The 20,723-nt window shown below is 57.2% G+C and carries 17 protein-coding genes and 2 tRNA genes; 6 read left to right on the top strand and 13 right to left on the bottom strand.

Features of this window, described 5'->3' with window-relative positions; genetic code table 11:
* Nucleotides 1–32 precede the first annotated feature (32 nt).
* Entirely contained in the window at nt 33–1,451 is a 1,419-nt protein-coding gene (locus tag J2Y91_RS17585) for a purine-cytosine permease family protein (RefSeq protein WP_436232198.1), read from the bottom strand.
* A 943-nt stretch (nt 1,452–2,394) separates the two neighbouring features.
* On the opposite strand from J2Y91_RS17585, the gene J2Y91_RS17580 reads away from it, so the two are divergent.
* The gene (locus tag J2Y91_RS17580; RefSeq protein WP_253539075.1) at nt 2,395–3,168 is read left to right on the top strand and encodes a hypothetical protein; all 774 of its coding nucleotides are present in this window, start codon (nt 2,395–2,397) and stop codon (nt 3,166–3,168) included.
* 55 nt (nt 3,169–3,223) lie between these two features.
* Here J2Y91_RS17580 and exaC read toward each other — a convergent pair whose 3' ends face one another.
* Both exaC and J2Y91_RS17570 read right to left on the bottom strand, forming a co-directional pair.
* Nucleotides 3,224–4,744, bottom strand: coding sequence for an acetaldehyde dehydrogenase ExaC (exaC, locus tag J2Y91_RS17575; protein ID WP_133625082.1), 1,521 nt, complete (start codon nt 4,742–4,744; stop codon nt 3,224–3,226).
* Between the two features lie 210 nt (nt 4,745–4,954).
* A complete protein-coding gene (locus J2Y91_RS17570; RefSeq protein ID WP_187498502.1) occupies nt 4,955–5,680 on the bottom strand; it encodes a glutamine amidotransferase in 726 nt (241 codons plus the stop codon).
* Nucleotides 5,681–5,921: 241 nt separating this feature from the next.
* Between J2Y91_RS17570 and J2Y91_RS17565 the strand changes: the two genes are divergently transcribed.
* Both J2Y91_RS17565 and J2Y91_RS17560 read left to right on the top strand, forming a co-directional pair.
* On the top strand, nt 5,922–6,827 hold the full coding sequence (locus J2Y91_RS17565) for a DMT family transporter (protein WP_191149327.1): 906 nt from the start codon (nt 5,922–5,924) through the stop codon (nt 6,825–6,827).
* A gap of 19 nt (nt 6,828–6,846) precedes the next feature.
* Nucleotides 6,847–8,220 (top strand): CoA transferase, encoded by a 1,374-nt coding sequence (locus tag J2Y91_RS17560; protein ID WP_253539072.1) that lies wholly within the window; start codon nt 6,847–6,849, stop codon nt 8,218–8,220.
* A 37-nt stretch (nt 8,221–8,257) separates the two neighbouring features.
* Here the strand turns inward: J2Y91_RS17560 and J2Y91_RS17555 are convergent, their stop codons facing one another.
* From J2Y91_RS17555 to J2Y91_RS17540, 4 genes are all read right to left on the bottom strand, one after another.
* Entirely contained in the window at nt 8,258–8,809 is a 552-nt protein-coding gene (locus J2Y91_RS17555) for a TorD/DmsD family molecular chaperone (RefSeq protein ID WP_253539070.1), read from the bottom strand.
* A 36-nt stretch (nt 8,810–8,845) separates the two neighbouring features.
* Nucleotides 8,846–9,583, bottom strand: a complete 738-nt coding sequence (locus J2Y91_RS17550; protein WP_133623854.1) for a phosphatase — start codon at nt 9,581–9,583, stop codon at nt 8,846–8,848.
* A gap of 14 nt (nt 9,584–9,597) precedes the next feature.
* On the bottom strand, nt 9,598–10,536 hold the full coding sequence (ghrA, locus tag J2Y91_RS17545; RefSeq protein WP_253539068.1) for a glyoxylate/hydroxypyruvate reductase GhrA: 939 nt from the start codon (nt 10,534–10,536) through the stop codon (nt 9,598–9,600).
* A gap of 88 nt (nt 10,537–10,624) precedes the next feature.
* Nucleotides 10,625–12,091: a peptide MFS transporter gene (locus tag J2Y91_RS17540; RefSeq protein ID WP_253539066.1), complete on the bottom strand. Its 1,467-nt coding sequence runs from the start codon at nt 12,089–12,091 to the stop codon at nt 10,625–10,627.
* Nucleotides 12,092–12,322: 231 nt separating this feature from the next.
* On the opposite strand from J2Y91_RS17540, the gene J2Y91_RS17535 reads away from it, so the two are divergent.
* Nucleotides 12,323–12,410 (top strand) — tRNA-Ser (locus J2Y91_RS17535).
* A gap of 349 nt (nt 12,411–12,759) precedes the next feature.
* Here J2Y91_RS17535 and phoA read toward each other — a convergent pair.
* Complete coding sequence (gene phoA / locus J2Y91_RS17530; RefSeq protein ID WP_253539064.1) at nt 12,760–14,163, bottom strand: alkaline phosphatase; 1,404 nt, start codon at nt 14,161–14,163, stop codon at nt 12,760–12,762.
* 364 nt (nt 14,164–14,527) lie between these two features.
* On the opposite strand from phoA, the gene J2Y91_RS17525 reads away from it, so the two are divergent.
* Nucleotides 14,528–14,615: transfer RNA gene (locus J2Y91_RS17525), tRNA-Ser, on the top strand.
* Nucleotides 14,616–15,089: 474 nt separating this feature from the next.
* Entirely contained in the window at nt 15,090–15,830 is a 741-nt protein-coding gene (locus tag J2Y91_RS17520; protein WP_048915750.1) for an NADPH-dependent oxidoreductase, read from the top strand.
* Nucleotides 15,831–15,880: 50 nt separating this feature from the next.
* Here the strand turns inward: J2Y91_RS17520 and phoH are convergent, their stop codons facing one another.
* The 5 genes from phoH to efeU all read right to left on the bottom strand — a co-directional run bounded on the left by phoH (nt 15,881) and on the right by efeU (nt 20,529).
* Entirely contained in the window at nt 15,881–16,669 is a 789-nt protein-coding gene (gene phoH / locus J2Y91_RS17515) for a phosphate starvation-inducible protein PhoH (protein WP_048915749.1), read from the bottom strand.
* 64 nt (nt 16,670–16,733) lie between these two features.
* Complete coding sequence (locus tag J2Y91_RS17510) at nt 16,734–16,946, bottom strand: hypothetical protein (protein ID WP_048915748.1); 213 nt, start codon at nt 16,944–16,946, stop codon at nt 16,734–16,736.
* A 276-nt stretch (nt 16,947–17,222) separates the two neighbouring features.
* Complete coding sequence (gene efeB, locus J2Y91_RS17505) at nt 17,223–18,506, bottom strand: iron uptake transporter deferrochelatase/peroxidase subunit (RefSeq protein WP_253539062.1); 1,284 nt, start codon at nt 18,504–18,506, stop codon at nt 17,223–17,225.
* 6 nt (nt 18,507–18,512) lie between these two features.
* Entirely contained in the window at nt 18,513–19,640 is a 1,128-nt protein-coding gene (efeO, locus tag J2Y91_RS17500) for an iron uptake system protein EfeO (RefSeq protein WP_253539059.1), read from the bottom strand.
* Nucleotides 19,641–19,695: 55 nt separating this feature from the next.
* A complete protein-coding gene (gene efeU / locus J2Y91_RS17495) occupies nt 19,696–20,529 on the bottom strand; it encodes an iron uptake transporter permease EfeU (RefSeq protein WP_253539057.1) in 834 nt (277 codons plus the stop codon).
* Nucleotides 20,530–20,723 lie beyond the last annotated feature (194 nt).

Raw genomic sequence — 20,723 nt, 5'->3', positions numbered from 1 at the left:
CACTGAGGGCGAGATTTCTCTCGCCCTTTTCTTTAGTCAGGCAGCACCGTCGCCGACAGGTGCGGCTGGTTGCGCAGCTTATTCACTCCCAGCCAGCACAACGCGGTAAATACCCAGCCGATCAGCCACGAAATATCATTGCCGTCAAACCAGCTCACTAACGCCCCCTGATAAAAGCCATTGGCGACAAACGGCAGCTGCACCAGCACGCCCAGCGCATAGGTAAAAATGCCTGTCCAGTTCCAGCGCCCATAGCGGCCATCCGGATCGCTCAGCGCCGGAATATCTATCTGCCCACGGGTAATAAAGTAGTAGTCGGTCAGGTTCATTGCGCTCCAGGGTACAAAGAAGGCCAGCAGGAACAGCAGGAACTGGGTGAATGACTTAAGGAAAGAGGGTTCGCTAAGTATGGCAATACCGCAGGAGACCAGCATCATAGCGATGATAAACAGCATGCGCGCCCGCTCGCTAATCGCTGCACTTTTGCGGAAGCCGCAGACGATTGTCGCCAGCGACATAAAGCTGCCGTAAGCATTCAGGGTGGTAAAGGTGATTTTGCCAAAGCAGATGGCGAAATAGAGCACCAGCGCCATCGTGCCGCTCGATCCCAGCCCGACGATATAACCCACCTCATTACCCGAGAAGGCACTGCCCGCCAGCGCTGCGGCAATCACCCCGAGCGTCATTGAAGCCTGGGTGCCAAGCACCGTGCCGCTGAACACCGCCAGAAAGGTGTTGCGCGCCGAAACGCTGCGCGGCAGATAGCGCGAGTAGTCGGAAACATAGGGGCAAAAGGCGATCTGCCACGATGAGGAGAGCGACACCGCCAACAGGAACATCGGCAGAGAAAAATGGCGGTTCGCCAGCAGGCTGCTGACGTCATTTTCCATAAACAGGCGCAGGAAAAGATAGCAGAATGCCAGGATGCCAACCACGCTGGCGACTTTACCTAAGCCATGGATAAGACGGTAACCCAACGTCGCCACCACCATGATAATCACGGCAAACAGCATCATGCCGCTGCGGTCACCTACGCCGGCAAGATGCGCCAGCGCCTGCCCGGCCAGCACGGTGCCACTGGCGGAAAAGCCCACGTACATCATGCAGACCAGCAGCAGCGGGATCACCGCGCCATAAACGCCAAACTGGGTGCGGCAGGTAATCATCTGCGGCAGCCCAAGGCGTGGCCCCTGCACCGCATGCAGCGCCATCACTGCGGCCCCAATTACCTGTCCTGCCAGCAGCCCCACCAGCGACCAGACGACATCGCCGCCCAGGACTACGGTGAGCGCGCCGGTAATTATCGCGGTAATTTGCAGATTACCGCCGAACCACAGGGTGAACTGGCTGAACACCCGGCCATGGCGCTCGGCGTCGGGAATATAATCAATACTGCGGGTTTCGATAAGACGGCGTGGCTGAGGCTGCGCGCGCGATGATGTGACGGACATATCCAAACTCCTTGCCTGAAGTGATCTCACCACCGCGGGAACGGCGCGGCGACAGCGTCATGTTGAAAAATGGTTGTGCATTCTTGTCTATACAACCTTAAAAACACCGTGCCATATTTGGCTTTAGTCAGCAATCGTCTGGGTCATATTAAAAAGTTATGGAAGGATAATTACCCTTCTCAGTTGTGCAACAGACGACACTAATTGCACCATTCCACACTGTTAGATAATTATTTTTCTTTACGAAACAATAGGAAATTTACGCAGTGTAATCGCTTCCACCAAAAGTGTGATCTACGTCAAATCCCGCCATCCAGTGCGGCGTAATATCAGCCTCGCCGAGGGAGGGTATGCTGCCTGTCACTCACATTTATCAGTGGGCTTTTAATCTTTTTTTAACGCGCTGGTCGGAAGGTTTTGGCTACTTGTTTACCTTCAAAAAAAAAGATGGCAAGTAAAAATGTCGATTTTTTATCGATACTTACAAGGTAGAGAATCCAGGGAGAGGCCCGATGAAACGCAAATTTTTTTATAGTGAAGATTTATGAAAACTTCAATTAAAGTCATCGCTGTTGTAATCGCTTCCACACTGGCTTTTTCTGCCTCCGCCTTTGAGCCACTTCATCAGATCGTAGACAGTGTTCGCCAGGCTGCCTCAGAACCTCTGGGAATGAACATTTCTGCTATTAAGGATATTGCCGCACGGCGCGCAGGTATGACTTTAACCGATATGCAGGCACAAACTTTTGGCCAGTTGGCAAAAGGGTACAACATTTCAGTTTCCGATCTGGATAGCACTATCGCTAACAGAATCGGATATTCAGGTGAACCTGCCAGGACTGGCCTGACGCCCCTGACAGCACCAGTACCAACGGCAACGGCAACAACACCTGATAAACCCGCTGTCAGCAGCCAGACTGTAAACAGTATTAAAAACAGCTCGATGACTGCCAGCATCCTGGCTGGGCAACAGGCTGCCGCAGCCGCGCGCACTGCACTGCAAGGCGCACAGCTTACCGCCGCCAATCAGGTACGCACCGCGCAGCAAACTGCCGCGCTGCAAGGCGCACAGCTCACCGCCGCCAATCAGGCGCGCACCGCGCAGCAAACTGCCGCGCTGCAAGGCGCACAGCTCACCGCCGCCAATCAGGCACGCACCGCGCAGCAAACTGCCGCACTGCAAGGCGCTCAGCTCACCGCCGCCAATCAGGCGCGCACCGCGCAGCAAACTGCCGCGCTGCAAGGCGCACAGCTCACCGCCGCCAATCAGGCGCGCACCGCGCAGCAAACTGCCGCACTGCAAGGCGCTCAGCTCACCGCCGCCAATCAGGCGCGCACCGCGCAGCAAACTGCCGCGCTGCAAGGCGCTCAGTTGACCGCCGCCAATCAGGCGCGCACGCAAATGCAGATCAACGCGTTACTCGGTGCGCAGCTTACCCAGATGAATATTGATCGGGTTAAAACGCAGGTTGTCGGCCGCCCGACCTTTACCGAGACTGTACCCGCTGTTGTTTTGAATAAACCGGTCGTCAAAAACAGTGCCCCATTCCAGACAGCAAAAGGAACGGGAGGGAGCAGTAAAGGTCAGCGTTCTCAGCATGCGGGTGGCTCGGGTCATGGTGAAAATAATGCCGGATCGCACGCTTTTGGCGGCCACGGATACGGAGCAAACAACACCGGTTCGGAAGGATTTGGTGGCGGTTCTCAGTTCCACTAAGGGGGAGCGCAGTGGGATTCACAGGCCGGAAAACCCCGGCCTGTAGGCTATTTACTCAGAAGAAACCCAGTGGCTGCACGCTGTAGCTGACCAGCAAATTTTTGGTCTGCTGGTAGTGATCGAGCATCATTTTGTGCGTTTCGCGGCCAATACCGGATTTTTTGTAACCGCCAAACGCCGCATGTGCCGGATAGAGGTGGTAACAGTTGGTCCAGACGCGCCCGGCTTTAATAGCCCGTCCAACGCGATAAGCACGGTTGATATCGCGCGTCCACACGCCGGCACCCAGGCCATAAATGGAATCATTGGCTATGGCAATCGCCTCGGCTTCATCCTTAAAGGTGGTAATGCCGACCACCGGCCCGAAGATCTCCTCCTGGAACACGCGCATGCTATTGGTACCTTTCAGCAGCGTTGGCTGAATGTAGTAACCGCTCGAGAGATCGCCCTCCAGTTTTTCCACCCCGCCGCCGGTGAGAATTTCAGCCCCCTCCTGCTGCGCAATTTCAAGGTAAGAAAGGATTTTATCAAACTGCTGCTGCGAAGCCTGCGCGCCCACCATGGTGTCGGTGTCCATCGGGTCGCCGCGCTTAATGGTTTTCACGCGCGCCATCACCGCCGCCATAAATGGCTCGTAGATCGATTCCTGTACCAGCGCACGCGACGGACAGGTACAGACCTCCCCCTGATTCAGGAAGCCCAGCACCACCCCCTCTGCCGCTTTCTCAATAAAGGATGGCTCGGCCTGCATGATATCTTCGAAGAAAATATTGGGCGATTTGCCGCCCAGCTCGACGGTCGATGGGATCAGGTTTTTCGCCGCCAGCTCCAGAATATGTCCACCGGTCGCGGTCGACCCGGTAAAGGCCACTTTGGCGATGCGCGGGTTCGAGGCCAGCGCTTCACCCGCTTCCTTACCGAAACCGTGGATCACGTTCAGTACCCCTTTCGGCAGCAGGTCACCAATCAGCTCCACAAACAGCGTAATCGACAGCGGCGTCTGCTCGGCGGGCTTTAGCAGCACGCAGTTACCGGCGGCCAGCGCAGGCGCCAGCTTCCAGGCTGCCATTAATAGCGGGAAGTTCCAAGGAATAATCTGCGCGACCACGCCTAGCGGTTCATGGAAGTGGTAGGCGGCGGTAAACTCATCTATCTCCGCCGCCGTACCCTCCTGCGCACGCAGGCAGCCAGCGAAGTAGCGGAAGTGATCGACCGCCAGCGGCATATCCGCCGCCATGGTTTCACGCACCGGCTTACCGTTGTCCCAGGTTTCATTGACCGCCAGCGTTTCCAGATGCTGCTCCAGCCGATCGGCAATTTTCAACAGCGTCAGGGAGCGCGCCTGCACGGAGGTTTTCCCCCAGTCTTCCGCAGCGGCGTGGGCGGCATCCAGCGCCTTTTCAACGTCATCTTTATCAGAGCGCGGGAACTTGCCGATAACCGAACCGTTTACCGGCGAGGTATTGGTAAAATAGTTACCGTTGACCGGAGCGACAAACTCGCCGTTGATGTAGTTGCCATACTCCTGCTTCAGGGTAATCAGTGAATCTGTGGTGCCCGGGTATGCATAGCGCATCATCGTACTCCTGTTGAGGTCATCGCCGTGGCGAATAATTAACACTGTGATAACTGAATGTTAACACTTGTCGACATTCGGCAGGATGCCAGATCGTAGAGGCTGAAACTGTGATGAGGACGTCAGTAAAACGGGAATTTCGCGGGGTGATGTGAGGTGGCGCACAGGCGGTTATTGCGCGGAGCTGCCCGCTGCAGGCAGCCCCCAATATCAGGCGCTTTTCGCCTGCTGCGGCTGCGCCTGTTGGAAAAAATCACGCAGCAGCTGGCGCGGCCAGTGCGGTTCGGGCTGTTGCGTCAGCAGCTTCTGCACTTCCCCCGGCGCGAGGCTGTTATGCAGGCAGGCGGCCATAATTTCAGGGGTGAATTCCGGGTGAAACTGCAGCGACAGCGCGCTGGCAGAGTAGCGAATTATCTGGCAGCCATCCTGCGCGGAGGCGGCCAGCACCTGTGCACCCGGCGGCGGCGTCAGCACCGACTGACGGTGTGATAGCCACGCGGTGAAGCGCTCAGGCACAGAGGCCAGCAGCGGATCCTGACGCTGCGCGCGGGTGGTTTGCAGCAGCTTTACGCCGCGCTCCCAGCCGTTGGGATTATCCCCCACCTCGCCACCCAGCGCGTAAGCCATCAGCTGATGACCGTAGCAGACGCCCAGCAGCGGCAGCTGTTCGGCCACCGCATGGCGCACCCAGGCGGCGGTGCGCTCGCTCCACTCTGCGTGGTCGGTGACCATCGCCCACGAACCGCTGAGCACGGCGCAGGCAATCTGCTGCACGTCCGGCAGTGCATCGCCAAGATCGGGGCGTACCACGATATAGTCATCATCGGCCAGCTCCAGCGCCTCAATAAACCACTGCTTCTGCTCCCCAACCTGGCGGCTAACCGCCTGCGGCGGGCTTTCAAGCTGGATAATCGCTAACGGCAATTTCACTGTTATCTCGCTCCTTATCGGCAATGTTATTGGGGCCGGACAGCCCGCAGATCATCATCGCAGTTTGTCACCAGCCTGTCTCATAACATTTTCAGGTAAACTTTATACAAAGCATCGGCTTAGCCAGAGCGCTATTTCGTCACTTATGCACTACCTGCTGCTGAAAAAATGACGGTCAGCAGCGCCTCATCTGGCGCATTTCGTGCCATGATGAAAGGGACTCAATCACTCAACTAAGGATTTTGTGGTGGCCCTGCGTCATTTTTTTCTGATTCTGATGGTGGTGTCCATCTGGGCATTTAATAACATCGCTATTAAATGGGGGCTGCATGACCTGCCCCCGCTGCTGATGACCACCCTGCGCTTTGTGGTGGTTGCGCTGATCCTGGTGCCGTTTACCCGCGTCTCGCGCCAGCAGCTGCGCTACCTGGTGCCGCTAGCCTTCACGTTTGGCTTTATGCACTTTTCGCTGCTGTTTGTCAGCCTGAACCATACCGATGCCGGTACTGCGGCGGTGATCGTACAGCTCGGCACGCCTATCGCCATGCTGCTGGCGATGCTGATCCTCAAAGAGAAACTGCGCCTGGTGCAGCTGCTGGGCATTACGATTTCACTGAGCGGCGTGGTGGTGCTGGCGGGAAGCCCAACAATCCCTAATTGGTGGGTGCTGGTTCTGCTGCTGCTGAGTGCATTCGGCTGGGCGGTGAGCAATATGATTGTGAAAAAATCACCGCCCATCAGTCCGCTGACCATGACCGGCTGGCTCTCATTTCTGGCCATTCCCATCGTCGCCAGCGCATCCTGGCTGACCGAATCCGACCAGCTTAACCTGCTGCTACACTCTTCATGGCGCGGCTGGTTTGGCATCCTGTTCAGCGCGATCGGCTCCTCGATTGTGGCTTATTCGCTGTGGTACAGCCTGCTGAAAAACTACAACGTTAACCTGATCATGCCCTACTCGCTGCTGACCCCGGTTCTGGCAGTGATTATGGGAGTGGTGGTGTTGGGCGACAGCATGAACAGCTTTAAAGTCACTGGCGGCCTGCTGGTGATTATTGGCACGGCAATCGCGGTGATTAACCTGCGCAACCTGAAAATGCACGCCCGTCTGTCGCGTTTTCGCCTTGTGCGCCGCCGTTCGGATCGCCCCTGATTAACTGAAGGAGAGTTGAATGGATAATCGCCTGAGCGCTGCGCTGTGGCAACAGCTGTGGCAGGGACTTCGCAACAGCAGCACGCCGCTGCCCGAGCTGAAAATTAACGGTGAACAGGCGCTGGTTTCCGCTTATCCCGTCAGCGAACTGGCGGCCACCAGCATCGGGCTGGCGGCGCAGGCGACTGCCAGCCTGATCGGTAGCGCGCAACCGGTGGAGCTGGATGCGGCTTTGTGTGCGCGCTGGTTTCAGCACGCGCTGCGCCCGGTTAATCGCCCGCTGCCCTCGCTGTGGGATCCGCTTGCCGGGGATTACGCCACCGCGGATGGCTGGGTGCGTCTGCATACTAATGCGCCGCATCATCGTGCAGCGATGGAACAGGTACTCGGGCAGCAGACTCATCGTCAGCAGCTGGCGGCAGCCGTCGCCCGCTGGCAGAAAGTGGAGCTGGAGCAGGCCGTGGTGGACGCAGGAGGCTGTGCCGCCGCGCTGCGCAGCCACAGCGAGTGGCAGCAGCACCCGCAGGGGCAGAGCGTCAGCCGTGAAGCGCTGATTGATCAGACGCTGCAGGCCTGCGGCCCGGCGCCCACCTGGCGACTGTTTGCGGCACGCCCGCTGCTGGGCGTGCGCGTGCTCGACCTGACGCGCATTATCGCCGGGCCGGTCGCCACGCGTTTTCTGGCCGGGCTGGGCGCTGAGGTGCTGCGCCTCGATCCGCCAGACTGGCAGGAACCTGCGCTGGAGGAGGAAGTTACGCTGGGTAAACGCTGTGCGCGGCTGAATTTGAAATCGGCGGAAGGACGCAAACGGTTTGAGCAGCTGCTCGGCCAGTGTGACGTGCTGGTGCACGGCTATCGCGCCGATGCGCTCAGCAATCTGGGCTATGATGCAGAGGCGTTACAGGCGCTGAAACCGGGGCTGGTCGATGTCAGCCTTAATGCATGGGGATGGACCGGGCCGTGGCGCAACCGCCGCGGCTTTGACAGCCTGGTACAGATGGCCAGCGGAATTGCCGAGCGCGGCCGCCTGTGGCAGCACAGCGATGCGCCAGTCCCGCTGCCGGTGCAGGCGCTGGATCACGCCACGGGTTATATGATGGCGGCAGCGGTACTGGAAGGATTGCGCCAGCGCCTGCTGCACAATACCGGCTTCACTGCTCGCCTGTCGCTGGCGCGCACCGCCTGCCTGCTGACGGACGCCCCCTATCCACAGGAAGCACAGCCCTCAGGTTTGGGCACGCGCCTGCCGCCAGATGAAGATGCCGAAGCGCTGATATCGTCGTTTGGCCTGAGCCAGCGGCTGCGTTCGCCGTTCTGGCTGCCCGGCACGCCGCTAAACTGGTCGCGCGGGCCGTCGAAGTTAGGTTCAGCGGTGGCGGAATGGCAGGATTAATGGTCCGGTGATGAACGGGTCAGGCTTGCCTGACACCCTACGCGATATCGTCTTCCAGCTCGTCGCGCATCGCCTGAATCGCTTCACGGCTGATGACGGCCAGCGTGCGGTAAAAGGCGGTGGTCGCATGGGCTTCTACTTTGCCCAGAAACGCCCCCACCCACGGCAGCAGATACTCATCAAACAGGGTTATCTGTGCAGTAATTTCATCCGCTTCGGACTGATCTTCCAGCCATGATGCCGCCAGCAGCAGTGCGCCAATATGGTCGGCAGGTGCATCGCTAAGCGGCATACCGCGGCTGGTAAGAAAAGCACGCACGTCTGCTTCCTGCGGGCCATTCTCCCACTGCGAACCGAAAGGCGACACTCGGCATTCGCTGCCAACAAACAGGGCGTTGTAGTCGGTCGCCAGCGTCTGCGGGTCACAGTTCTGCTGCAAACGGGTCAGCAGCTCATCCTGCTCCAGCGGCCAGTGCTGTTGCAGTTTACCTTCACGCAGCATCTGGAACAGCGGCACCAGTAAAGGGTCCTGCGGCTGGCGGTTGTAAAGCGAGCCTAAAATGCGGCAGATGATGGAAAACTCATTCATGTCTTTCAATTCCGTAAGAAGTTATGCGTGACACTGTCACAAATCGGCGAATTCAGCTATTTCCTTACCGGTACGCTGCTGCAGGAAGTCCAGCAGGCGGCGCGGCGTGACATTTAACACGCGATCTTCAGGAAAATCCACCTCGCGCAGGATACGCAGACAGTGCTCAAAATTACCGAGGGTAAAGGCGGTGTGAGAATCAGAGCCTAATGCCAGGCGGCCCCCCGCATCGCGCACCGCTTGCGCGACTTTGCGGCAGTTGGGTTCACTGCCCTTGCGCGAGGTGGTAAATGAGGAGTTATTCAGCTCCAGCGCCACATCATACTTCGCCGCTGCTTCAGCGACCGCATGAATATCGATCGGGTAATTTGGGTTGCCGGGATGGCTGATAATATGCACCAGCCCGCTGGCCATCGCGGCGATCATCGCCTGGGTATGGGTCGCTTCATCCTGCGGAGGAAATACCGGCTCGTGGAACCCGGCAACGATAATATCAATCGAACCCAGCATCGGGCCGCTACAGTCGATCTCGCCCTGTACATTTTTGATATTCGCTTCGATGCCGCGCAGCACGCCCACGCCGTCAATCACCCGCGGCCAGACTTTCATATTAACAAAATGCCAGTAGTGCGGTGCATCGGCCATATCCGGGCCGTGATCGGTGATCGCCAGCAGCTTAACGCCGCAGGTCTGCGCCTGTAATACGTAGTCGCGCAGCGTGCTGTAAGCATGGGTGCTGGCAACGGTATGCATGTGAAGGTCAACTGGATACATCTGTTCTCTCCTGATTAGTAACCCCGATCGATATCGACGCGCCCTTCCGGCATTTCACCGCTCTCGCGCCGGGTAATCGAACGCGCAATGTAGTCCATAGCTTCATCTGGCAAGGTTACAGCGGCATTATGCGGGGTGATAGCGATATCCGGGTGCGACCAGAACGCGTGTCCGGCGGGCAGCGGTTCGTGATTAAACACGTCGAGCGCCGCTGCTTTCACTTCGCCCGCTTCCAGCGCGGCCAGCAGATCGGCTTCCACCAGGTGGGCACCGCGCGCGAGGTTAAGCAGGAATGCACCGGGCTTCAGCTGGCTGAGCAGCTGGCGGTTGATAATACCGCGGGTTTGCGGCGTGTTCGGCAGCAGGTTAATTAACACCTGGCTTCCGGCAAGAAACTCGCCAAGCTGCGCTTCACCATGGAAGCTGGTGACGCCGTCAATCTGCTTCGGTGAACGGCTCCAGCAGCTGACCGGGAAACCCCACGCCAGCAGGCTGCTGGCGACGCTGCTGCCCAGCACGCCCGCACCGAGAATACCGATGGTGAAGTCGCGGCGCGCGTAGTTGCGCAGGTGGTGCCACAGGGTTTCGGTTTTCTGTTTCTGATATTCCGGGAAGCGGCGGAACCAGCCGAGGACGTGATAAACCGCATACTCCTGCATCTGGCGGCCCATGCCGGTATCTTCCAGGCGGAACAGCGGCACCCCGGGTGCCAGCATATCCGGATGCTCGCGCAGCTGGCCGAGGATATCATCAACGCCGGCGCCGAGCGCAAAGACGCCCTTCAGCGCCCGCCCTTTTAACATCTCTACCGGCGGCTGACGTACCAGCGCATAATCAGCCGGCCGATCGTCGCCGGGCTGCCAAAGACGAATACGTGCATGGGGTAAACGCTGCTGTAACCCGCTGATCCAGGTCTCTGCCTTAAAAGATGGGTGATAAAAAAGGATGTCCACGTTTTCTCTCCTGGTTTTTGTTTAGGCTCAGGGAAAACGCGGCGGCTGGCAAGTGAAAATTTGGGGCAGAGAACTGCCCCGAAAAGAATTATGGCCGGTCGACCTGCTGGATCAGTCGGCGCAGCAGCGGGATCAGGCAGATCAGCACTAAACCGACCGCCGCACTGCCCCAGCCGAGCAGGCTGAAGATATGGCTGTAGCCAGGGTTAGTCAGCAGCGGCGTGCTGCCGCTGTTTTCCGGCATCAGCGCGGAAACGTAGCCGGACAGCACCGAAGCGACGCCGGTCACCATCATCCAGCAGCCCATCATCACCCCCTGATAGCGCGCCGGAGCCAGCTTGCCGATCATCGCATAGCCAATTGGCGACAGCAGCAGTTCGGCGATGCTCTGCAATACGTAGCTGATAACAATCCATTTGAACGCCACAATACCGTCCCCGCCCGCCAGCGCGATACCCAGCGGTAGCACCAGCATACCCAGCCCGATCATAAACAGCGAGGCGGAGAACTGCAGCGGGATATCGATGCGCCAGCCGCGCTCGCGCAGGTTGCGGAACCAGATAGCCAGCAAAGGCCCGCCGAAAACAATCACCAGGGTGTTGATATTCTGCACCCACTGCGGGGCCACCTGAATGCCGTACACGCGGAGGTTAATATTGTGCTCGGTGAACAGCATCAGGCCCATCGGCGCCAGCTGGTACAGCGTCCAGAACACCAGCGCACCCAGCGCGAGGATCAGATAAGCACACATGCGGCGCTGCTCATCACGCGGGCGATGGCGCAGCGTGGTAAAGCACAGCAGCAGGAAGATCGCTGCGCCCAGCGCCAGCACAAACGCCCCGGTAAACCCGGCGTGATTGAGCATCAGGCGGATCAGCGGCACCAGCGCCACCAGAATCACCAGCCCGGCCAACATGCGCCAGCGGAACTGGCGCGGGTTTGCCTGCAGCAGCGGGGTACTGATATCGGCCAGCACCTTCCAGCGCAGCAGCGAGATAACAATGGCCACTGCGTTACCGATAGTGGCGAACAGGAACAGCGCTTCATAGTGCTCGCTGAGCTGGAAGTAGCCCGCGCCGGTAAAGCCGAGGAAGAATCCGAGGTTCATCCCGGCGTAGTTCCACAGGAAGGCGCTCTCACGGCGGTTATCTTCCGGAGCAAAGCGCTGGGTCAGCATCATATTAATGCAGGTAACATTGAGGCCGCTGCCGGTCAGGAACATCGCCAGCCCCCAGTAAAGGCCTTCCGCGCTCTGGCCGGAGAGCGTCCAGCAGCCAGCAACCTGCAGCACCATTCCCAGCACGAAAAGATTACGGTTGCTGAGGAAGCGACCGCCAAGGTAGCCACCGAACAGGTGCAGACCGTAGTTAAAGGCGCCGAACACGCCCATCATGGTGTTGGCCTGCCCTTCGCTGAAGCCGAGTTTTTTGGTGGCGTACAGCACCAGGCTGGAGTAAAGCACCGCGAAGCCCATGGTGGCGAAAATTTGAATAAAGAACAGCGCGCCGGTTCCCCCCGGCACCTGCTGTTGGGGGATACGGTTGGTGTGATCCACAACTAACCTCTGTTTTTCCTGCCAAAATAAGTCGGTTATTATGCACCTTTTGCGCCTGGCGATGCGCGCCGATTTGGCTTTAGCGGCCTAATCTGAACCTGGCTGGCGTTTAAACCAGCAAAGTGCGTTAAAACTGACTAAACGCACTCAAAATAGTCGAAAGGCAGTTGACCGCAACCGCACTTTTCCCTACATTAGCGCCCGTCAGCAACCGGGTTGCGGCAACAATATGGTGAGGTGTCCGAGTGGCTGAAGGAGCACGCCTGGAAAGTGTGTATACGGCAACGTATCGAGGGTTCGAACCCCTCTCTCACCACCATATTTAAAGAGAAAGTCTGAACTCACGTTCAGACTTTTTTTGCATTTTTCGTAGGGGTCGGGCATGCCCGACCCGCATTAACGGAGGGCGAGGCATGCCCCGCCCCTACACCTGCGCGACCAACGGGATGTTATTTAATATCCAGCGCCGCTTTAAAGGTACAGGGCGAGCGCCAGGGATGGCGCGAGTGATCCCCCTCTCTCACCACCATATTTAAAGAGAAAGTCTGAACTCACGTTCAGACTTTTTTTTGCATTTGCGGGGCGACCAGAAAAGCGGTCGCCCCCTACATCTTCCTGTGTGCTGTAGGGGCCGATCCTTTTTTTCGATCGGCCCGTAAAATGCGTGATTATTTAATATCCAGCGCCGCTTTAATGGTATAGAACAGATCGGTCTGATCGGTCAGGCCGACGACATTGGCCGCGTGCGGGCCAAAGGCAGCGATGCGCAGCTGGGTGCCGGTGTGGCCCTGCGAATCCTCTTCTGAATTACCGTAGCTGAGGGTCATCGGGCTGCCATCTTTGGTGATCAGCGTCTGCGTCAGGCCCGGGGCTTTGCTGTCGTTGGCGATAATCTGGCTGGAGTGCGCATGATCGGCAGTGACAATCACCAGGGTATTGCCCTCTTTGCGCGCAAACTCCAGCGCCTTCTGCACCGCTTCGTCCAGATCGACGGTTTCACCAATCTGCCCGCACGGATTGGCCGCGTGATCCTGCTTATCAATAGAAGCGCCTTCCACCTGCAGGAAGAAACCCTCCGGTTTACTGCTCAGCAGCGCAATAGCCTTATCGGTCATCTGCGCCAGCGTCGGCGTCGATGCCGGTCGCTCCGCGTTTACTTCGCAGGTAATCGGTTTGCCATCAAGATTACCGTGGTAAGTGGCTTGGGGGCCTTTCCAGCGCACCGGCATATTCCCGGCAGCGAACAGCCCCAGCACCGGCTGCGCGTCGCTGGCAGAGGTAAGCGCATTCATGCCGTCGAGATCGTTCACCAGCTGATAGCCGCGTAGCTTCGCCTGCTCTTCCAGCGTTTTGCCCTGCCACTCGCCGGCTTTTGCCGTTTCGCTGAAGGTCTTCCCGCCGCCGCCAAAGGTGACGTCGGCGCGCGCATTTAGCAACTGCTCAGCAATCGAGCCTTTACCGCCCTGCTCCAGCGCATTGCTGGCGCACAGCTCGCTGGTTTTGACCGGGCCGTAGCACTTACGCGAGGTGACGTGGGCAATCTGCGCCGCCGGGGTGGCATCTTCCAGCTCTGCGGTTGAAACATTGCCGGTCGCTTTACCGGCGGCTTTCGCCAACTCCAGCAGCGAGGGATGATCTTTACCCGTTACATCAACGCCAATTGCGCCGTTATAGGACTTCACGCCGGTTGCCCAGGCGGTGGCAGATGCTGCTGAATCGGTCACATAGTCAGGCTTGTGGGTTTTCTTATCCAGCGCATAGTGGGTGTACTGTCCGGTTAGCGGCAGCGCATCAATCCCTTCAAAGAAACCGCCCGCCCCTTGCGCATAGTTTCGCGCCGCCGTAATTTCGGAGTCGCCCATGCCGTCGCCGATCAGCAGAATAACGTTTTTCGCCGTGCTGTTGCTCAACGACGCTTTAATCGCCTCGGTCTGGTCACCGCTCAGGCGACGTGCTCCGCCCGGCTGAGTAATATCACCCTGCGCGGCCCGCTGGTAAGTGGCGATATCGGCGACGGCAGAGGAGCAGATAAGTGAGGTCAGCAGGGAAAGTGCGAAAGCTTTATGTTTCATTAAACGGCGATCTCCATGAATAAGTTTTGCTAAAGATTTCAGGGAGTCAGTCTGCGATACAACTATTTCAGCTTTGCGACTTTTTTGTGACAGATTAATGTCAATTTACCTTATGGCTGGCCGATCGCTTCACAGGGTTTAGCTGCTGATATCAGCCCGGCTTAAAGCCCGGCCTGCCGTTCTAACGGCATAAAAGGCGAGCTTCGCCGTTTATGGCGAATTGCGCACCGGCTGCACCAGATTATCCTTGGTTGCTCATCACTTAAGCGAATAGAAGCACAGGGAAAAATACTGCTTGACCCATTACCCGCGACTGCCTATAGTAGCGCCCCGTTACCCCCTGCGGGTAGCGGCAGTAAAATATGGTGAGGTGTCCGAGTGGCTGAAGGAGCACGCCTGGAAAGTGTGTATACGGCAACGTATCGAGGGTTCGAACCCCTCTCTCACCACCATATTCTAAAAGAAATGCCTGAGCGAAAGTTCAGGCATTTTTTTGCATTTTGCACGGAGAGAGGGAGTGAGAACCCTCGCCAGGGTTCGACAAAACGGCAGGAAAGCCGTTTTGCACAGCCGCAGGCTGCCCGCAGGGCGAGCGCCAGGGATGGCGCGAGTGATCCCCCTCTCTCACCACCATATTCAAAGAGAAAGTCTGAACTCATGTTCAGACTTTTTTTTTTGCATTTTGCGTAGGAGTCGGGCATGCCCGACCCGCATTCGCGGAGGGCGAGGCATGCCCCGCCCCTACACCTGCGCGACCAACGCGATGTTATTTAATATCCAGCGCCGCTTTGAAGGTTTTGCGGGGCGACCAGAGAAGCGGTCGCCCCCTACAGCAAAAAATGTGATCTGCCGCACAAAATGCGTAGCCGTTACCCCTGGATCTTCACTACCTTCACACTCTACATATTCAGAACACCAGGTATCACATGAACGAAATCACTCAACTGCTGAAAAGCCACCGCAGCGATCGCAGCTATCTTGACACCCCCATTGCCGACACGATTATTGATGACATTGTCGAAACGGCCTGGCGTGCGCCAACTTCGGTAAATTCCCAACAGGTATCGCTGGTGGTGGTGCGTGATGCTGCCACCCGCGCAAAAATCGCGGAAATTGCCGGTGGACAGCCGTGGATCGCGAAAGCCCCGGTGTTTATCACCTTTGTGCTGGATATGCACAAAAGCCAGCTGGCAATTGAGGCGGAAGGCAAACAGCAGATCGCGCATGAGAGCCTGGAAAGCCTGATCTCCGGTGCGACCGATATTGGAATCGCGCTGGCGACCGTGATGACCGCTGCCCGCTCTCACGGGCTGGGCGTGGTGCCAATTGGCGGGATCCGCCGCGAGCCGCAGGCGATGATTGAGCTGCTTAACCTGCCTGAGCTGACCTTCCCGGTAGCGGGGGTGGTGCTGGGGTATGTTGATCAACCTGCCGTTCAGAAACCGCGTATGTCGCTGGCGGGCTTCCGCCACGAGGAGCGCTATAACAGCGCGATGCTGCCTGAGGTGATCAAAGCGTATAACGAGGTGCTGGTCGCGCACTGGCAGCAGACCGGGCGAACCGATGGCGATAACTGGGGTAACAATACCGCCAGCTATTACGACCATATTTATTTCCCGCAGGTGCAGCCAGCCGTGCTGAAACAGGGCTTTGGCACTGACGAGTAGCCATAAAAAAGCCCGGCCAACTGGCCGGGCTTTCATCAGGGCTTAAGCGATTAACCGTAAGCCAGCAGCGTGCGCTGACAGAGCTGAGAACGCACGCAGTCCTCTTTTCCGAAACGGACCACGCTCACCATCTCGTCGTCCTGGAAGCGCGACAGCGCGTCGGCCAGGCCGGACTGAACATGGGACGGTAAATCACACTGGGTGATATCGCCGTTAACAATGACGGTCACGTTTTCCCCAAGGCGAGTCAGGAACATCTTCATTTGGGCGGCGGTGACGTTCTGCGCCTCATCCAGAATCACCACGGCGTTTTCAAACGTGCGGCCTCGCATATAGGCAAACGGCGCAATTTCCACTTTGCCAATTTCGGGACGCAGGCAGTACTGCATAAAGGAAGAGCCAAGACGTTTAACCAGAACGTCATATACCGGCCGGAAATACGGGGCGAATTTTTCTGAGATATCCCCTGGAAGGAATCCCAAATCCTCATCCGCCTGAAGTACCGGGCGAGTCACTATAATCCTGTCAACATCCTTATGAATCAGGGCCTCGGCCGCTTTTGCGGCGCTGATCCAGGTTTTACCACAACCTGCTTCGCCCGTAGCGAAGATCAGTTGCTTGGTTTCTATGGCGTTGAGATAGTGCGCCTGAGCTTCATTTCTGGCTTCAATCGGTGAATGGTCGCGGCTATCGCGTGCCATGCCAATCGAATCCAGCCCACCCATCTGCACCAGCGAGGTGACCGATTCTTCTTCACGCTGACGGTGACTGCGTGAATCGCTACGAAGCACACGTTTTGCTTCACGACGAGCTTTGATCACTGCTTTCTGTCTTCCCATAGTGGCACCTTACAGTTGGTTTCATTTCCCGCATCCCTATTATCGATGCGATTACGTGAACGCTTTAGAGGTCATGGCTTCCTTTTAAGCCTGGTCTAGCCGTTGGTAAAAATGCATAGCGATACGCTTGCAGGCTATGCACCAAAAAAGGTTTAAAGGAGTGTTGGAACAGCAGTTGGATTGTAAAAGAAGAGAAAGCTACCGAGGAAATGAGCTCCTCGCGAATCAAGGCGATGTATGACTTTTTCACTTGTGGTCCGTTAAAGGACTTCAGCATTCGCTATCTCCGTAGTGGGAAACTATATGCGAAAATCAACAGCAATTTCATATTCAGCAGTTTACCAAAAAAATGCAACACTTTTTTTACGAGTATAATGAAACTTTCGATAATACTCTATTAATCATCAGGTTATAAATATCACTTTATTAACAATGGCGTCAGTAAAAACAGCGACTGGGTGTTTTATAATCAGTTAAGATTGTCTGATGTCATTTTAAGGGAGCGTAAGTTAAAAGGAAAATTAGCGGATTTAAGTCAAATCCGCTAATTAGGTCAGGCTTCCAGCAATCCCTGTGCCAGATAGTGTTGTGCATCAGGTACGCCCGGCAGGACAAAGTAATAGCCCCCGCCGATCGGTTTTATATACTCTTCCAGCGCTTCGCCATTTAATCGTTTCTGCACGGTCAAAAATCCTTTTTCCAGATCGTGCTGATAACAAACAAATAGCAGCCCCATTTCCAGCTGGCCGGAACGGGAAACGCCCAGCGAATAACTGTAACCACGGCGCAGCATCAGGTTGTTTTGCGTTTCCGGCGTGCGCGGGTTGGCCAGGCGAATATGCGCATCCAGCGGGATAATGTCGCCATCCGGATCCTGGCTGTAGTCCGGCACATCATGCTCGTTGTGCATACCCAGCGGTGCGCCGCTGTGCTTTTCACGGCCGAAGATGGTCTGCTGTTCACGCAGCGGCGTGCGGTCCCAGAACTCCACGCGGAACTGAATAATGCGTGCCGCCTGATAACTGCCGCCCAGCGTCCATGCCGGTTCACCCTGCCCTTTGCCCACCCACAGAATCGAATCCATCAGGCTGGTATCTGCCGTATCAGGGTTCGCCGTGCCATCCTTAAAGCCCAGCAGGTTAATCGGCGTCTCTTTACCTTTGCTGCGCGCGGCGTGGTCGGAGATAAACCCCTCGCGCCGCCAGCGTACGCTGAGCAAGTCCGGGGTGTACTTGATGATATCGCGCAGCGCGTGGATCACCGTGTCATTGGTATTGGCGCAGATCTGTAATAGCAGGTCGCCGTGACACAGGCTGGCATCCAGCGCGTCGTTGGGGAACCGGGTCATACGCTGCAGCTTAAGCGGAGTCAGCGCCTGCAGCCCAAAGCGCTCATCGAACAGCGAATGCCCCACGGAAACGGTAATCGTCAGGTTATCCGGGTAGATCTCCTCACCGAGAATGCCGGAGTCCATCGGCGGCAGCTGCGGGTTGGTCACCCGCGGCGCTTTCCCGCCGTGGGTGAGAAACGCGATGCGCGCCGTCAGCAGCTTGAACAGCTGCTGCAGGCTCGTCTTATCCGTCGCCAGCACGTCGAAGGCCACCAGCATCATCGACGCCTGCTGCGGGGTGACGATCCCGGCCTGATGCCTGCCGTAAAACGGCTGGCTTTCCTGACGGGCATTTGGCGATAACGCCCCCGGTGAGAAAGAGTCCCCCTCAGCGGCGGCATGAACCGGGCAACCGCCCGCCACGGCCAGGGCACCGCTGAGGATGCCCATTCCTTTCAGTAAACGACGGCGTGACGTCAGCGCCACGTCGTCAACGGATTTTGCCATTTCTGATTAGTCCAGGCCAAGCGTGCCGCGCAGCAGAGAAAGGTCTTCGGCCAGCGCCGTGATTGGGCCTTTCAGTGCGGTACGGTCCGCATCGGTCAGTTTGTCGTAGGATTCATAGCCGTCTTTGGTACGGTACCTGGCGAGAATGGTATCCACCTTGTTAAAGTTACCGTCCACCTTCGCCAGCAGCTGCGGGTTCTGTTTCTGCACCAGCGGGCGCAGCAGGTTAACGATTTTCTGCGCGCCATCAACGTTGGCCTGGAAATCCCACAGGTCGGTACGGCTGTAGCGATCTTCTTCACCCGAAATCTTGCTGGACGCGACTTCCTCAATCAGACCGGCAGCCCCGCCCACCACTTTACCCGGCGGGAAGGCCAGTTCGTTGATGCGGGTCTGCAGATCCAGCACATTTTTGTACAGCTGGTCGGCAAACTTATCCATCCCTTTGGTGGTGTTATCAGCAAATAACACTTTCTCCAGGCGGTGGAAACCGGTGAAATTCGGGTCTTCCGCTTTCTTCTCGAAGTCATCTTCACGGGCGTCAATGGCACCGTCGAGATCGGAGAACAGCTCGGCGATCGGCTCGATGCGCTCGTAGTGCTGGCGGGTTGGTGCAAACAGGGCTTTGGCTTTTGCCAGATCGCCGGCTTTCACCGCATCGGTAAAGGCTTTGGTGCTGGCAACCAGCTGCTCGACTTCTTTGGTCACGTACACTTTGTACTCGGCAATCGGCCCGACCAGCTGCAGCACGTCCGGCTTACCATCATTGGCTTGGCTGCCGCTGGCTTTGACAATCAGCTTGCCTTTCGGGTTGCTCAGCAGGCCACAGGTAATATCGTACTCTCCGGCTTCCAGGTTGGCGGTCAGCTTCTGGGTAAAGGACGGCGCGATGTTTTCACGCTCTTCCACCACCATCACCCCTTTCAGGATCTCCCACTCCAGCGCTTTCTGGCTGTCGTTCTTGATGATGAACTGGGTTTTACCCGCGTCCACCGTCAGCGTCATCGGGGTACACTGCTTGTCGTTAACGCTGACCTTAACCTGGGGAATATCAGCCGCCAGCGCCGCGCCGGAAGTCGTTAGAGCAGCCAGCAGCGCGGCGTTCAGCGCATGACGGCGAAAATGCATGGTCATAGAGGTAATCCCTGTCAAAGTAATAGCACCGGCGGGCCAGGCCCGTCCGGCGGAATCAGCGCACGCCAGGCGCTGTGGAGGTTGCAACACGTCCCGGCATAACAAACAGCAGCAGAGCCGGAATAAGGTAGATAAACCACATCGCCACTTCGCTGACGCTCGGCGCTTCCTGGTAGCCCAGCAGGCCTTCCAGCAGAGTGCCAAACACGCTGTGCGTCGTGAGGGTATTACTGAAATCAAATGCCACGTCCTGGAAGTGATTCCACAAACCGGCTTCATGGAAGGCGCGGATCGCCCCCGCCGCCAGGCCAGCCGCGACAAAAATGATAAACAGGCTGGTCCATTTGAAGAAACTGCCCAGGTTGAGGCGCACACCGCCCCAGTAGATCAGCATGCCGAGCACCACGGCGGTGCCGAGGCCGAGCATCGCGCCGAGCGGTGGCGCGTAGCCCACGTCCTGCTGAAAGGCGGCCAGCAGGAAGAATACCGACTCCAGCCCTTCACGCGCCACGGCAAGAAAGACCATAAATACTAATGCCCAGCCGCTGCTGTTGCCCTTCTGCAGTGCGCTGTCGACGGCATCTTCCAGCTGTGCCTTTACGTTGCGTGACACTTTACGCATCCAGAATACCATCCAGGTGAGCACCACCACCGCGACCACGGCGACGATACCCTCAAACAGCTCCTGCTGTTTCTGCGGAAATTCACCGGTGGTTTCATTGATAAACCAGCCAAGGGCAAGGCAGAGCGCGGCAGCGGCAAACACACCAATCCACATGGCGGGGAACCACTGACTGCGCTGAGTACGCTTCAGATAGCTGGCGATCAGGCTGACAATCAGCGCCGCCTCGAGCCCTTCGCGTAACATGATGAGAAACGGGACAAACATGCCAAAACCCTCTAACTGTTAACTTCAGTCAAATCCAGTAAAGATAAGTAAAATACGAACGATATCGATTATCATTATCGGACAAAGAAATACAAGCCGGGCAAGGGATATTTTCGAGTTTTGCGAGGGGGAAAAACATTAAGCAGATGTAACGGTGCTGCGGGCATCACTTGGTGTAGCCCGCAGTATTTCTC

The sequence above is a fragment of the Erwinia aphidicola genome, assembly GCF_024169515.1.
Taxonomy (GTDB): domain Bacteria; phylum Pseudomonadota; class Gammaproteobacteria; order Enterobacterales; family Enterobacteriaceae; genus Erwinia; species Erwinia aphidicola.
This window is presented reverse-complemented; position numbering and strand designations above follow the sequence as displayed.

Bases quoted from the DNA above. Each gene is read 5' to 3' on its own strand.
- J2Y91_RS17585 (WP_436232198.1), bottom strand. From the start codon at position 1,451: ATGTCCGTCACATCATCGCGCGCGCAGCCTCAGCCACGCCGTCTTATC.
- J2Y91_RS17580 (WP_253539075.1), top strand. From the start codon at position 2,395: ATGACTGCCAGCATCCTGGCTGGGCAACAGGCTGCCGCAGCCGCGCGC.
- exaC (WP_133625082.1), bottom strand. From the start codon at position 4,744: ATGCGCTATGCATACCCGGGCACCACAGATTCACTGATTACCCTGAAG.
- J2Y91_RS17560 (WP_253539072.1), top strand. From the start codon at position 6,847: ATGGATAATCGCCTGAGCGCTGCGCTGTGGCAACAGCTGTGGCAGGGA.
- J2Y91_RS17555 (WP_253539070.1), bottom strand. From the start codon at position 8,809: ATGAATGAGTTTTCCATCATCTGCCGCATTTTAGGCTCGCTTTACAAC.
- J2Y91_RS17550 (WP_133623854.1), bottom strand. From the start codon at position 9,583: ATGTATCCAGTTGACCTTCACATGCATACCGTTGCCAGCACCCATGCT.
- phoA (WP_253539064.1), bottom strand. From the start codon at position 14,163: ATGAAACATAAAGCTTTCGCACTTTCCCTGCTGACCTCACTTATCTGC.
- J2Y91_RS17520 (WP_048915750.1), top strand. From the start codon at position 15,090: ATGAACGAAATCACTCAACTGCTGAAAAGCCACCGCAGCGATCGCAGC.
- phoH (WP_048915749.1), bottom strand. From the start codon at position 16,669: ATGGGAAGACAGAAAGCAGTGATCAAAGCTCGTCGTGAAGCAAAACGT.
- J2Y91_RS17510 (WP_048915748.1), bottom strand. From the start codon at position 16,946: ATGCTGAAGTCCTTTAACGGACCACAAGTGAAAAAGTCATACATCGCC.
- efeB (WP_253539062.1), bottom strand. From the start codon at position 18,506: ATGGCAAAATCCGTTGACGACGTGGCGCTGACGTCACGCCGTCGTTTA.
- efeO (WP_253539059.1), bottom strand. From the start codon at position 19,640: ATGACCATGCATTTTCGCCGTCATGCGCTGAACGCCGCGCTGCTGGCT.
- efeU (WP_253539057.1), bottom strand. From the start codon at position 20,529: ATGTTTGTCCCGTTTCTCATCATGTTACGCGAAGGGCTCGAGGCGGCG.